The sequence below is a fragment of the Candidatus Sulfurimonas baltica genome (genome assembly GCF_015265455.1).
Lineage (GTDB): Bacteria > Campylobacterota > Campylobacteria > Campylobacterales > Sulfurimonadaceae > Sulfurimonas > Sulfurimonas baltica.
This window is the reverse complement of the sequence record NZ_CP054492.1, coordinates 2,213,785-2,228,194: the sequence shown is the minus strand read 5'-3', so window position 1 is coordinate 2,228,194 and position 14,410 is coordinate 2,213,785. Positions and strand designations below refer to the sequence as shown.

The following is a 14,410-nucleotide window of genomic DNA, read 5'->3' as shown; positions in this document are numbered from 1 at the left end:
AAAAGATACTATTGATAATTTTAGGTTTAAGCCTCTCGGCTTATTTAATATATAGCGGATTTGAGATTTTGAGTTTAAGCTAAATATTGTAGATATTTTCTATTTCAGAAATATTATTTATACTGAGTTTAGTTAAATCTACCCCTTTTAGCGTGTACTCAATCTCCGTCTCTCTTACAAGTTCGTCGAGAAGCGGAAGCAGTTTATCTACATCATCTTCTTTGGCACTCATAACTACAAAATCATCACCAAAAATTCTAAAAACATCAGAGTATGCAAAGTAGTTGTCTAAGCAGTTTGCAAAATTGCGTAGCAGTTTGTCACCCTCTTGCCAGCTATATTTTTTGTTATATTGAGAAAAGTTTTCAAGATTAAATATATATAGGTGCCTAAACTCTTTGCTAATCTTATTTTTCATTAAGGAGATATCCAGATAGTTTTGATTGTAAACATCACTAAGGGTGTCTTTGTAAAAATACGAGAACCTCTCCCTCTCTAGTTTAGTTCTAGGTATCTGGCTTATATTGGAGTCTATAGAGATGTTTTTAAGTGCTATAAGAGCGCTCTCAACAACTTCGGGATGAAATTGTTTAGAGCTTAATTGTGCTAGTTCCTTCAAGGCCTCATTAACACTTTTTCTTGCTTTGTATATTCTGTTGGTTGTCATGGCATCAAAAGCATCGGCTACAATCATTATTCTAGAGAGCGGCGCTATCTCATCTTTTGACAACCCGCGGGGATACCCTTTTCCGTCATACCTTTCATGATGTGATTTAACTATATCTGCAAGATACGTAAACATTGGTATATGACTCAAAAGTTTATAGCTAACCTCTACATGTTCTTGGATAAGTTTATACTCTATGCCGCTTAGAGTCTTGGGGTTTAAAAGTACAGAATCCGGAGTTGCAACTTTTCCAATATCGTGGAGTATCCCTGCTTGATATATTTTTGTACAATCAGCATCGTCATAGCCCATTTGTTTTGCTATTATTTTACAATATTCGGCAACTCTTTTGCTGTGTCCGGCGGTGTAGGTGTCTCTCTCCTCTATCATCTCCACCATAGATAAAAGTGTTTTTTCATAATTGTAGTGTTGGTATTTAATGGTAGCGTTAAGCTCTGATGTTTTTTGCTCTACCATCTCTTTTAGCTGTTTTTTGTAAATCTCATTCTCTTGAAATTTTTTAAGTTTATTAACTATTTTATAAAGTTCTTGATTTAACTGCTCCATATCAAATGGTTTGATAATATACCCGTCTACTCCCATTTTAAAAGCACTATATAAATGTTGTGACTCACTATATGCGGTTGTAATTAAAACTGATTGATTTTCATTTATCTCTTTTATACTCTTTATCATATCTGCACCATTCATTTTTGGCATCGATAAATCAGTTATAACTATGTCGAAGTTCTCTTTTTTATAAAAGTTTAACCCCTCCTCTCCGTCGCAGGCAACAACAAGAGTAGAGAAGAATTTTTTAAGATATCTTCTCATTGTCGTCTGAATTGCAATATCGTCCTCGACATAAAGGACAGAAAAATTTTCACTCAACTCTTTGAGGTTTTTTAAACTTATCACTTAAGTGTACCTACTGTCTGCATAATCATTATTATGTCATCAAATGAAATCGGTTTTTTAATTGTTATATTGCTGAGTCTGTCCTGCGCATCTTCCAACTCTCTTGAAGCGGTTATAAATATAGTGAAAATGTCAGGATTAATCTTTTTTATATTTTTAATCATAGTGATTCCATCCATCTTTGGCATTACGACATCTGTTATGACTATATCGAAGTCTTGAGATTCTTTAAATGTTTTAAGCCCATCCTCACCATCACAACAGATAATTACATTATCAAAAAATTTACGAAGAAAAATGCCGGTGCCATCTCTGACCATCTCTTCATCATCAACAAACAGCACTTTTAAATCTTTTACATGTTCTCTTAATTCTTTAATATCATTCATGATTTTCTCCTTTATTTTTATTAAATGGCAGTTCAATAGTAAAACATGCACCAACTACTGACTCTTGAGTGTAATGTTTGTTATAAACTTTTAAAATCCCGCCTAAATGTTTTTCAATAATTGTTTTACTCATATACAGACCCAGCCCTGTGCCAACATTTTGGTTTTTAGTGCTAAAGTAAGGATCAAATATTTTATTTATTATATCCTCTTTTATCCCGCCTGCATTATCACAAATCGTAATCTCTACCCCATTGCTTATACCATTTATTGATATAAATATTTTTCTCTCTTTAACACCACTTTCAATCAGTGCTTCTTTTGCGTTGTTGAGTATATTTATAAGAACCTGCATTAGCTCTCTTGAGTGAGTTGTAATCTTTTTGCCATTATGAAATTCTTGAATAATTTCAATATTGTTATTTTGTAAAGATTTCCCAATCACGCCAAAAGCATCTTTAAAAACATCTTCTGGCAAAATATCTTCGAGCGTTTTTCCCGGTCTAAAGAAGCCCCTGAAATCATCAATGGTATTTGAGAGCTCTTGAGTTTGTCTTATTATTTCTTTTGCACCAATTGCAAGATTATTTATATCAACCATGTCTAGCTCTATATCAGCTAAAATGTTATTTGCTCCCATAGCAATCACACTTATAGGCTGTCTCCACTGATGTGCTATCATGCTTATCATCTCACCCATCGCAGCATGGCGGGATTGGGCAATCATAATCTCTTCTTGGTTCTTCAGCTCTTGTTTTAAATGTACTTTTTCTGTAATTTCTAGTTTGAAAGCTATATACCCGTCTACTTCGTTGTCTTTATTAAAGGATGGGAGTATGGTTGTTTCTTCCCAAAAAATAGAACCATCTTTGGCAATATTTTTAAAATCTCCTGTCCATACCTCCCCGCTACTGATATGTTCCCATACCTTTTTATACTCTTCATCATTGATATAGCCTGACTTGAGTATCCTTGGATTTTTACCTATTAGCTCCTCTTTAGAGTAACCGCTGACAGTAGAGGTATTTGGATTGACATACTCAATAATTCCATCTTTGTCTGTCATAACTATTGAAACAGGACTTCTCTCAAGTGCAGATTTTAGTCTAGATATCTCATGCTGTGTTTTATACTCTTCAGTAACATCTATTGAGTTTCCGACAATACCAATGACTTTGCCTTCTGAATTACGAAGTGTAGTTTTTACCGTAAGATAGTACACTTCTGTCCCATCTGGGCGAGTTACCCATTCATAGTTAGAGAGAGTTTTGTTCTCAGATATTACCATTTTGTCTTTTGTTCTAAAAAAGTCAGCAGTTTTTTTGTCGAAGAGTTCGTAATCATTTTTACCTAAAATTTCTTTGTGTGACTTTCCAACACTTTTTTCAAAGGCGGTATTACACTCTATATATATGAAATTTTCATCTTTTACAAATATAATATTCTCAACAGAGTCGATTATGTTGCCAAGCAGAGTTTTTAATTTAATTGTTTCTTGCTCTCTTGTCTTGCTCTCTGTCATATCAGTATGGTAGCCAACCATACGAACGGCTTTGTCATCTTTATCAAACTGAGCTTTCCCCCGTCCTAAAATCCACACCCATGAGCCGTCTTTGTGTTTCATTCTAAAAGTGTGCTCAAAAACAGTTATTTTATGGGCTATATAAGAGTCAACTTTATGTAAAATTTCTTCAATGTCATCAGGATGGGTATTGTTATACCATGTTGAATACTCATTTGAGAGTTCATCATCTTTATATCCAAGCATCTCTTTGTATCTAGGAGATAGGTATAACTCATTTGTAGTTAAGTCCCAATCCCATAGTCCGTCACTGCTCCCCTCTAGAGCCAACTCTAATCGCTCTTTATACTCACGGTTACTAGCCTCAAGTATTTCTCTCTCCAACTCTACGGCTATTCTCCCTGAGAAAACTTCAAAGAGTGTTTTAATAAAATCTTCATTCTCTATTTTTTTCTCTGACAGAGCTACTATTAGCCCCATAACATTACCTTTGGAGTCTTGCAATGGAGTACCTATATAGGATTCAATATTCATATCGATAAGAAGTTGGTCTTTTGGGTAAAGTTTAGTTATCCCTTGTGTAAAGCAGCAAACAGAGTTATCACTGACATCAGCACAGGGTGTATCTTTTAAATCATATACAAAATTATCGACAATTTCGCCTTTTGCGGCAAGGGCAATTGTAGTGGAGTTGATTTTTTTGTCATCAAGTCGGGCAATGAAAACATAGTCAACATTAATAGTAGAAGCCAAGCTAAGAACTATATTCTCAAAAAACTGTTGACCTGAGGAGTTCTTCAGAGCTTCTATTATGTTTTTAAGTTTTAATTCAACTGTAGTAATCATAATTTCTCCCTCCTTATTTCCTATTGTATGGCAGTTTTATAAGAAAACATGCACCAATAACACGACCTTCTGTATCGCTTTGGTTGATAACCTCTATAGTTCCGCCTAAATGTTTTTCAATAATAGTCTTGCCCATATAAAGACCTAACCCTGTTCCAACATTTTCTTCTTTTGTGCTAAAGTAAGGATCAAAAATTTTATTTATTATATCCTCTTTTATCCCTCCAGCGTTGTCACAAATTTTTATAAGCAGACTCTCTTTTTTATCATTAATAAGGGTAAATATTTTCTTCTCTTTAACACCACTTTCAATCAGTGCCTCTTTTGCGTTGTTGAGTATATTTATAAGAACCTGCATTAGCTCTCTGGAGTGAGTTGTAATCTCTTTAGCATTATGAACTTCTTGAATAATTTCAATATTGTTATTTTGTAAAGATTTTCCAATCACACCCAAAGCATCTTCAAGAATATTTTGTGGCAAAATATTTTCCAGTGTTTTTCCCGGTCTAAAGAAGTGTCTAAAATCATCAATGGTATTTGAGAGCTCTTGAGTTTGCTTTATTATCCCTTTTGCACCAATCTCAAGATTATTTATATCAACCATGTCTAGCTCTATATCAGCTAAAATATTGTTTGCTCCCATAGCAATCACACTTATAGGCTGTCTCCACTGGTGTGCTATCATGCTTATCATCTCACCCATCGCAGCGTGGCGAGACTGGGCAATCATAATCTCTTCCTGGCTTTTTAGAGCCTCTTGCATATACTGTTTTTCTGTTGTTTCAAGTTTAATAGCTATAAATCCGTTTACTTTACCATCTTCACTGAAGGAGGGCATTATTGTTGTGTTTTCCCAAAAAAAAGAGCCATCTTTAGCAACGTTTTTAAAATCTCCAGACCATACTTTTCCATCATTAATGACTCTCCACATCTTTGCATACTCTTCATCACTAGTAAAGCCTGATTTAAATATTCTTAGGTTTTGTCCTATAAGCTCTTTTATGGAGTATCCTGTAACTTTGCTGTAGTTTTGATTCACATATTGAATTAGACCTTTTTCATCTGTCATAACTATAGAGACAGGACTTCTCTCAATTGTTGATTTGAGTTTATATATTTCACGTTGTGTCTCATGTTCTCTTGTCATGTCAATGGAATTTCCTACAAGACCTGCCGATTCACCTTTTTCATTGTGAAGTATAGTTTTTACCGTAAGTAAGTAAACTTTTTCCCCGTTAGGATATGTGACCCATTCATGATTGTATTCTGACTTGTTTGATTTTATTACCTTCTCATCTTTGGCTCTAAAAAAATCGGCAATCTTTTTGTCAAACAGTTCGTAATCACTTCTACCTAAAATTTCTTCTCTTGTTTTTTCCGCAAATTCTTCAAAGGCAGTGTTGCACTCTATATACTTAAAGTTTTCGTCCTTAACAAAGATTAGATTATCAGAAGAGTTGATTATGTTAGTAAGGAGAGTTCCTATTTTAGCTATTTGTTCCTCTTTTTCCTTGTTCTCTGTTATATCAGTCTCAAAGCCAACCATACGAGAAGCTTTGCCATTCTCGTCAAACAAAACTTTAGCACGACCAAGTACCCAAATCCAGTGACCATCTTTATGTTTTAAGCGGTGTGTGTTTTTGAAACCAACACCTTCTTTAACTAAACTTGCCTCAACATCTTTAAGGGCTTGTTGTTTGTCTTCAGGATGGATTTTTTCTTCCCAAGAAGAGAATTCATTTGTGAGTTCATCATCTTTATACCCAAGTATCTCTTTCCATCTAGGTGAAAAATAAATTGAATTATTTTTTAGATTCCAGTCCCATAACCCATCATTTGTCCCCATTATGCCAAATTCATACTGTTCACGTTTGGACTCTAGCGAGTAAATCATTTTTCTAATAAGCCATACAATATAAAGATATATACTAAGTGCAATTAAGCCAAGCAAGATGGTACTGTTTTTTAATTTTACAATATCATCATAAGCCTCTTTAGTATCTACCTTAAAAACCATACCTATTCTAAGTTCAGGAATGTACCCCCATGTAGCTATAACCTCATTATGTTTATAGTCATAAAATATTCCACTGCTGTTTCCTGAATTTACAGCTTGTTGTATAGGCAATCCATAAGCAGAGTCTATCTCTACGTAGCGTTTAAATGCAGCTGAGGGATCATTTCTCAGAGGATTTAAAAAAAGTGCTTTATCTGCAACTTTTGATGCAATGATAATCTCACCTGTCTCTCCTAATCCGTCATAATCTCCTATAATGGAGTATAGTTCATCAATATTTATTTGAAAACCAAGAGCTCCTATTATCTTAGAGTCGCTGAAGATAGGAGAGATTATAAATGCTGATGGTTTTTTGGAAGTTTTATGGTAGCCAAAATCTGAAATATAACTTTTTCTCTCTTTTAAAACTTTATGAAAACTTTTTGCAAGTTCACTGTCTATGCAAGATTCATCATTTAAGTTTGTAAGAAAATCAATATTTGGTATAGCACTCTCTATTATGTCACCTGACAATGAGATAATGAACGTATTAACAAGGCTATGTACCTTAACTTGATGTGCCAGAAAATCTTGAAGTGATTTTTTATTTTCTAAACTTTTTGAAAAATTATCAGAGTCTGTCAGGATAGAGTTTAGGAGAGGAGAAGTTGAATCTAATTCTACACTTTTTTTAAGGTTTTTGGCATATCTATTCATAACCTTGGTTCTATACTTAATAGATGAACTTAAGTTTTTTGTTACTTCTTTCGTAATGTCTTTTACTGATGACTTGTAGTTTATATAAGTCATGCTAATAAACGGCAGCAAACCTGCAACTAAAAGTAAAGCGGTTAATTTAGTAGTAACTCTCATTTATTAAGCCCTATATAATTTCTTCTACCATACTATCATATAATATCTAAGTAGAAATTTAATATATAAACTTTAAATAATCTCAACTTCTTTTGCAAAATTCATAGTGACGCAGTGAAGTGAGCCATGCTGTTTTATGAGTGCCATACAATTAATAGCAACTATCTCTTTGTCTGTAAAAGTTTTTTTGAAAATCTCTAATGCCTCTTCATCTTGTTTAACTCCGTAAACAGGTACTAAAACGGCACCGTTAACAAATAAGAAATTGGCATAAGTAGCCGGCAATCTCTCATCTTCAAAGTATATAGCATCTGTCATCGGAAGTTCAATAAGTTCTAAATTATAAGCTTTTGCAAACTCAAAAAGCTCTTTTTGCATAAGTTTTAACTCTTTGAAATGCTCATCGCTCTCATCCTTACATGTAACGTACATTATTGTTTTTTCATCTATAAATCTTGCCAAAGTATCTACATGTGAATCTGTATCGTCACCTGCAAGGTAGCCGTGATTTAGGTATAGAATCTTTTTCATTCCAAATTCATTTTGCAATATATCAGTGATTTGTGAAGGGTTCAAAGAGGAGTTTCTGTTTTTGTTTAACATGCACTCCGATGTTGTAAGTATAGTGTCAACTCCATTGCTCTCAACCGCTCCACCCTCCAAATCCAACGCTACATGTAGAAGTTCTTTGTTGTATCTTTTTTGAATTGCCCGACTCATTGCATTGTCTTTTGAAGCGTCAAATTTACCGCCCCAGCCGGTAAAATTAAAATCTAAGAGTTTTACATGTGAATTCTCTTCTATGCAAAGAGCAGAGGAGTCTCTCGCCCAAGTGTCATTAGTCTCAAACTCAACAAAATAAAGGTTTTCGTTATGCTCAAATCTGCTCTTAACATCTTCAATGTCTGCACAGACAACAAGGCATTTTTGATACTTGATTATTTCATTAATAATATTTGTAAATGTAACTTCTGCCTCATCCAAATACTCAACCCAATCGGTTTTAGCATGTGGAAATATAATTTGTGTAAAACTTTGTTCTTCAAACTCTGCAATCAATCTTTTCACTCTATTCTCCTTTTTTACGAACAAGTCCGAAAAAAATTCCCCTCACTGAAGCTACGCTTAGTTGCGAGAGTATTTCTTTGGTATAATTCCCTTATGGCTTATATAACTTTAAATAAAAATAACTTTTTTAATAATCTCGATATTATTGCAGAACATACCAAAAGCGTAGATAAAATAGCATTAGTTTTAAAAGATAACGGATACGGACATGGACTCTTAGAGATGTCGGCCTTAGCAAAAGAGTACGGAGTAAAAAAAGCAGTTGTCCGTACATGTGAAGAGGCAAAATCTATAGAAGATTTTTTTGAGTATATTCTGGTTTTAGGAGAAATTCCAAAAATAAAAAGCGATAAAATAAGATATACAATTAATGATATAAACACAATTTCTAGATTTCCTGCCAATACAAAAGTAGAGCTAAAAGTAGATACGGGAATGCACCGCAACGGTATTGATATAAGTGAACTTCAAGAAGCTTTTATAAAAATCAAAGAAGCAGGACTGATTTTAGAAGCTGTGTTTACGCATCATAGAAGTGCAGATGAGCTTACAAGTGAGTGGTTTTGGCAAAATGAGAATTTTAAAATAGTAAAAGCCAACTCAATAAAGTTAGCTAAAGAGTTTGGATTTGATGAGCTTAGATTTCACTCATCAAATTCAGCTTCGTTGTTTCGACATGCAGATTTTGATGAAGATATGGCAAGGGTCGGAATTTCCGCTTATGGATGTATGAAACTTCCAAATTCTTTATTTGTAGAAAATTTAAAACCTGTTTTGTCTTTACATGCAACTATAAACTCATCAAGAGAGTTGAAAAAAGGGGAGAGGGTAGGTTATGGCGGTGACTACGAAGCCAAAGAGAGTTGCAAAGTAACTAATTATAACTTTGGTTACGGTGACGGTTTTTTAAGAACATGTGCGAATAAAGGGTATAAAACTCCAAACGGTGAGGAGTTGATTGGCAGAATCTCTATGGATAACAGTTCATTTGTAAGTGATAAAGAAGAACTTCTTATTTTCAATGATGCTTCAAAAGTAGCACCATTCGCAGAAACTATAAGTTATGAAGTGCTTACATCTTTAAAGTCGGATATTACTAGAAAAATTATTTAAAAATTCAAGAGTTGATTTTTATAATTGCGTTAGAGCAAATAATGCCGTCAACTCCTAAAATAGCAAGTTCTTCAATCTCATCTTCATCCTCTATGTAGACTAAAATTTTTGCATCAAAGAGATAGTTTTCCGCCAAATTTTGAGCAGTTTTTGCCAACTTTTTAGAAACTATGATAAATGAAACCCCCAAAGCTGAAGCATATACAACTTGGGTGATATCTATAACTTCTACGGCGATATTTACAGAGTTTTTTATAGCATGTTTTATAATGTCAAGATTATCTTCACTAAACTCCACGTATATAGTTGAAGATGGCGGAGTGTTTTTTATGGCATCTATATTTGGGATATGATAAAAATTTTCACTATCTATAAATCTATGTCCAAAGAAAAGCATTATGCCTTCTCCAAACACTCGTTTGAGCAGTAGTATTTGTTGTTGCTGAGAATTGTGTCGTCTAACTCACAATAGACTCCACATGTAGAGCACTCAACCATGTCACTGCTTTGTACTTCGTCTTTTTTATTGTTTTTATTTGATTGTGTAACAGCAGGTTTTTTCTTGATGAAAAAAAAGTAAACTACAGCAATTAACACAATAACTAAAATCCATTGAGGACTCATAAATCTTCTCCTATAAGTAAATAGTGTCTATTCTTAGTCTTTATAACTTTGTGTTTTAAATCGCTTCCTACTTCATCGTAAACTTTTTCACCTTTGTAAAAAAGAAGTTTTGAGTTTTTATCACGAAAGTTTTCACTTAATTTTAAAAGCATATTTGTATCTGTAACAGCTCTTGAAGTTACAAGTTCGAAAATCTCACTCTCCATGTCTTCAACCCGTTTTTTTACAACTCTAACGTTGTCCAACCCTAAGTCTGCCTTTACAAACTGCAAAAAACTAGCACGTTTTGCGAGTGGTTCAACCAAAGTAACTTGCGTATCAGGAAGTCCAAAGGCTAAAATCATACCTGGAAAACCGGCGCCTGTTCCTATGTCTAAAAGATTTTTAGTTTTTGGCAAAAAACTTATAGGAAAAACAGCATCATATATAAACTCATCTATTGTTTTTTCATCTTTGGCACCGGTTAGATTATGAATTTTATTCCACTTGAAAAGGTGCTCTTTAAATTTTTGTACGTTATAGAAAAAGTTCTCTGGCAAGCTGATATTATCATCTTGAAGTGCTGATTTTAAATCCAATAGTATCCTTTATAGTAGATGACCCATGTCATCTTTTTTAACATTTAAATAATCTTTGTTATGTATGTTTGATTGCATAATTATAGGAATACGCTCAACTATTTCTATGTCATTTATAGAGTTTACTTTATCTGGGTTGTTTGTAAGGAGTTTAATTTTATGAATATTGAAGTGATGGAGTATATATGTTACCATTTCGTATGTTCTCTCATCGGCTCCAAAACCAAGCTGGTGATTAGCCTCTATGGTGTTTAACCCTTTATCTTGCAAAGCATAAGCATTTATCTTATTTAAAAGACCGATATTCCTACCCTCTTGCCTTAAGTAAATAACCATACCATTAGTATCTTCAGCAAGTTTTAGAGCATACTCTAGTTGATCTCTACAATCACACTTTAGACTTCCGATAGCATCCCCAGTTAAACACTCTGAGTGAACTCTTACTATCGGTATTTCATCAAGACTGTCTTTATAAATTACAAGATGTTCTTTGTTTCCCTCTTTAAAGGCTTTTACTTTGAAGTTTCCAAATCTAGATGGTAAGTTTGCAACTTCAGAAATATCTATATTCAATTAATGTACCCTACTTTTAACTTTAAAACGATAAAATAAATTTTTAAAAATTATAGCAAAAAAAACTTTTAAGGACTTAATTATGTTTCAAAGATTTCGTAGAACTCGTCTTAATGGGCATCTTCGCTCATTAGTTCGTGAGACAAATGTAAACGTAACAGATTTTATCTACCCACTGTTTGTTCGTTCAGGTGAGGGAATTAAAACTGAAGTAGCTTCAATGCCAGGCGTTTTTCAGATGAGTTTAGATGAAATATTAAAAGAGTGTGAAGAGTTGAAAAAGCTTGGACTTTATTCTATTATTCTTTTTGGAATTCCTGATGTAAAAGACTCTATCGGTTCAGACTCACTGTGTGAACACGGGATAATCGCTTCTGCAATAAGGGCTATAAAAGAAGCACATCCAGAGATGTTTGTAGTTACTGATCTGTGCTTTTGTGAATATACAGATCATGGGCACTGTGGAATTATTGACGAAAAAAATGAAACTGTAAACAATGATGCAACACTTGAAATATCAGGACAGCAAGCAATTGTTCATGCAAAAGCAGGAGCAGACATGATAGCGCCGTCGGGAATGATGGATGGAATTATTGTCACTCTAAGAGAAGCTCTTGATGGTGCAGGATTTGAGAATTTACCAATTATGAGCTACTCGACAAAATTTGCATCTGGATATTATGGACCGTTTCGTGACGTGGCTGAATCAACTCCAAGTTTTGGCGACCGTGCATCATACCAAATGGACCCGGCAAACAGAAGAGAAGCGATTGCTGAGAGTATCGAAGATGAAGCTCAAGGTGCAGATATACTTATGGTAAAGCCTGCTCTTGCATACTTAGACATAGTACGTGAGATTAAAGATGCAACGTCACTTCCAATGGCTGTGTATAATGTAAGCGGAGAATATGCGATGTTAAAACTCGCAGGTAAGCATGATTTAATTGATTATAATAGAGTTGTGATGGAGACTATGATGAGTTTTAAACGTGCCGGTGCAGACATAATAATCTCTTATCACGCCAAAGAAGTTGCAAAGATATTGCTTAATAAGTAGTTTCAAAGATAACTACCTATAGAATAGCGACATATATAATAAAAATTTGGGGCGAATATTGAGACATTTTTTAACACTAAAAGATTTTACGAAAGAAGAGATTTTAGAAATTATTGATATCGGACTTGAAATTAAAAAAAACCTAAAGTCAAAAATATACAAAAAAGAGCTAGAAAACCAGACCTTGGGTATGATTTTTGAAAAAAGTTCAACAAGAACAAGAGTAAGTTTTGAAACTGGAATGTTTCAATTGGGTGGACATGCTCTGTTCCTTTCAAACCGTGATATTCACCTAGGTCGCGGTGAACCGATAAAAGATACTGCAAGGGTGATTTCCAGCATGTGTGATATGGTTATGATAAGAACTTTTGATCACTCAATGATAGAGGAGTTCGCACGCTACTCAAAAGCGCCGGTTATTAACGGACTTACTGACTCCTACCATCCTGTTCAGCTTTTAGCTGATTATATGACTTTAATTGAATACAATGCAGAAAAAAATTTAATTGCCGCTTATGTCGGTGATGGAAATAATATGACACACTCTTGGATGATGCTTTGTGCAAAGCTAGGGTTTGAGCTTAGAATTGCTACTCCAAAAGGGTACGAAGTTGATAGTGAAATTTTATCACAAGCTCTTGAAATCGCTAAAGAGAGCGGTGCAGTTATAACCACTACTAATGACCCTAAAGTTGCTGTAAAAGGTGCTACTGTTGTAACAACAGACACTTGGACCTCGATGGGACAAGAAGAAGAAAAAGAAGAGCGAATAAAAGTATTCAGTGGTTTTATGGTCGATGAAGAGATGATGAATTTAGCACATAGTGGTGCTAGATTTTTACACTGTCTTCCGGCTTACAGAGGTCTAGAAGTGAGTGAGGAAGTTTTTGATAAACACTCGGACATAGTTTTTAATGAGGCTGAAAATAGACTTCATGCTCAAAAGGGCTTGATGGTTTGGTTAAATAAACAAAAAGGTTAAAGTATGAGAATATTATTGGTAATTATAACTCTTATTGTATCGTTAGGTGCTGCCAAAGTAGTTAAAATTGATGAAAAATTTCAAACATCAGATAAATGTCAGGCGTGTCATATGCCAATAGTTGAAGAGTGGGAAAAATCTCAACATTCAAAAAGCCACTATGAGAATGATGAATACTTTAGAGCGTCTATTGATTATATTAGTAAAAAAACAAGGAAAAGTCTTAGTAGTGTAAAGATTGAGTGTGCAACTTGTCACAATCCAAGAATTTCTGTTACTGGCACCAGTGAAAGCTATGAAATAATGGTAGCCTTAAATTTAGATAAAGGTTCTGCTATAAATAAAGCTGTAAATTCCGACTCAATTAATGAGGGAATAAACTGTGTGGTTTGTCACAATATAGATAAGATACATACAGACAGGGATGAATCAGTAAGAGGGATGAATCGCGTTACATGGATGAAATCAGGAATAATGGCTGGACCATACAAAGACGCTAATTCGCCTTATCACAAAACGCAATATCGTGATTTTATGAATGAAGATTCAGATAAATTGTGTTTTGTTTGCCATGCCAATGATAAATCAGTAAAAGGTTTAGTATTTACAAATATGCTCTCAGAATATAAAAAAGGCAAAAAATCTTGTGTTGATTGCCATATGGGGCCAAGAGTAGAAGGTGCAGCATCAACACTTCCAATAGATGACGGAAAAGTAAGAAAACGAGATGTAAGAAAGCATGGCTTTGAGGGTGCACATGTATTTAGTATGTGGAAAGATGCTCTAGATGTCAACTTAGTTCAGAAAAAAAACAATGTAATTATTGAGATATCAAATCCACAGCCTCATAATATTCCAAGTGGCTTCGGAGCAAGAGAATTAATAATAGATGTGACATATAAAGATGGTGCAAAAGAGATGAAAAATAAAAGAATCTCTTTGACTACTCATTACACAAGAAGAGGTGGCAAGCCGACAATCCCTCATGCGGCAGAAAAAGCTTCAGAAGATATGAGTATTCCTGCTAATGGTAAAAAAGTATTTAAACTTCCTAATGTCAAAGGTGCAAAAAGTATTAAAGTTGAGCTTTATTATCGATTAGTTAATGATGAAGTCCGTTCTATACTAAAGCTTAAAGATAAGATTTGGGCTAAAGAAAGCTTAATTACCACGAAAGAAATAAGGCTAAAGTAAAAACTAAAGG

Annotated in this window: 13 protein-coding genes; 4 read left to right on the top strand and 9 right to left on the bottom strand. The window is 34.1% G+C overall.

Going from position 1 to position 14,410, the window contains the following annotated elements; translation table 11 throughout:
* Positions 1-79 precede the first annotated feature (79 nt).
* The 5 genes from HUE88_RS11185 to HUE88_RS11165 all read right to left on the bottom strand — a co-directional run bounded on the left by HUE88_RS11185 (position 80) and on the right by HUE88_RS11165 (position 8,279).
* A complete protein-coding gene (locus HUE88_RS11185) occupies positions 80-1,585 on the bottom strand; it encodes an HD domain-containing phosphohydrolase (protein ID WP_194369061.1) in 1,506 nt (501 codons plus the stop codon).
* Positions 1,582-1,974 (bottom strand): response regulator transcription factor, encoded by a 393-nt coding sequence (locus tag HUE88_RS11180; RefSeq protein ID WP_194369059.1) that lies wholly within the window; start codon positions 1,972-1,974, stop codon positions 1,582-1,584. Before HUE88_RS11180 ends, HUE88_RS11185 begins: the two co-directional genes overlap by 4 nt.
* Positions 1,967-4,342, bottom strand: a complete 2,376-nt coding sequence (locus tag HUE88_RS11175) for a PAS domain S-box protein (protein WP_194369057.1) — start codon at positions 4,340-4,342, stop codon at positions 1,967-1,969. The genes HUE88_RS11180 and HUE88_RS11175 overlap by 8 nt, the downstream gene beginning before the upstream one ends.
* A 13-nt stretch (positions 4,343-4,355) precedes the next feature.
* A complete protein-coding gene (locus tag HUE88_RS11170; RefSeq protein ID WP_194369055.1) occupies positions 4,356-7,211 on the bottom strand; it encodes a PAS domain S-box protein in 2,856 nt (951 codons plus the stop codon).
* 72 nt (positions 7,212-7,283) lie between these two features.
* Positions 7,284-8,279, bottom strand: a complete 996-nt coding sequence (locus HUE88_RS11165; protein WP_194369053.1) for an agmatine deiminase family protein — start codon at positions 8,277-8,279, stop codon at positions 7,284-7,286.
* 93 nt (positions 8,280-8,372) lie between these two features.
* On the opposite strand from HUE88_RS11165, the gene HUE88_RS11160 reads away from it, so the two are divergent.
* Positions 8,373-9,392, top strand: a complete 1,020-nt coding sequence (locus tag HUE88_RS11160) for an alanine racemase (protein ID WP_194369051.1) — start codon at positions 8,373-8,375, stop codon at positions 9,390-9,392.
* Positions 9,393-9,396: 4 nt separating this feature from the next.
* On the opposite strand, the gene HUE88_RS11155 is transcribed toward HUE88_RS11160, so the two are convergent.
* The 4 genes from HUE88_RS11155 to ribA are packed head-to-tail and all read right to left on the bottom strand — an operon-like array spanning position 9,397 to position 11,167.
* A complete protein-coding gene (locus tag HUE88_RS11155; protein WP_194369049.1) occupies positions 9,397-9,789 on the bottom strand; it encodes a hypothetical protein in 393 nt (130 codons plus the stop codon).
* Positions 9,789-10,016: a PP0621 family protein gene (locus HUE88_RS11150; RefSeq protein WP_194369047.1), complete on the bottom strand. Its 228-nt coding sequence runs from the start codon at positions 10,014-10,016 to the stop codon at positions 9,789-9,791. The genes HUE88_RS11155 and HUE88_RS11150 overlap by 1 nt, the downstream gene beginning before the upstream one ends.
* A complete protein-coding gene (gene rsmG, locus HUE88_RS11145; RefSeq protein ID WP_194369045.1) occupies positions 10,013-10,594 on the bottom strand; it encodes a 16S rRNA (guanine(527)-N(7))-methyltransferase RsmG in 582 nt (193 codons plus the stop codon). The genes HUE88_RS11150 and rsmG overlap by 4 nt, the downstream gene beginning before the upstream one ends.
* A gap of 9 nt (positions 10,595-10,603) precedes the next feature.
* Entirely contained in the window at positions 10,604-11,167 is a 564-nt protein-coding gene (gene ribA / locus HUE88_RS11140; RefSeq protein WP_194369043.1) for a GTP cyclohydrolase II, read from the bottom strand.
* A gap of 82 nt (positions 11,168-11,249) precedes the next feature.
* On the opposite strand from ribA, the gene hemB reads away from it, so the two are divergent.
* From hemB to HUE88_RS11125, 3 genes are read left to right on the top strand one after another with little or no spacing between them, the layout of a single operon-like run.
* On the top strand, positions 11,250-12,224 hold the full coding sequence (hemB, locus tag HUE88_RS11135; protein ID WP_194369041.1) for a porphobilinogen synthase: 975 nt from the start codon (positions 11,250-11,252) through the stop codon (positions 12,222-12,224).
* A gap of 58 nt (positions 12,225-12,282) precedes the next feature.
* On the top strand, positions 12,283-13,206 hold the full coding sequence (gene argF / locus HUE88_RS11130) for an ornithine carbamoyltransferase (protein WP_194369039.1): 924 nt from the start codon (positions 12,283-12,285) through the stop codon (positions 13,204-13,206).
* A 3-nt stretch (positions 13,207-13,209) separates the two neighbouring features.
* Entirely contained in the window at positions 13,210-14,400 is a 1,191-nt protein-coding gene (locus HUE88_RS11125) for a multiheme c-type cytochrome (protein ID WP_194369037.1), read from the top strand.
* Positions 14,401-14,410: the final 10 nt, after the last annotated feature.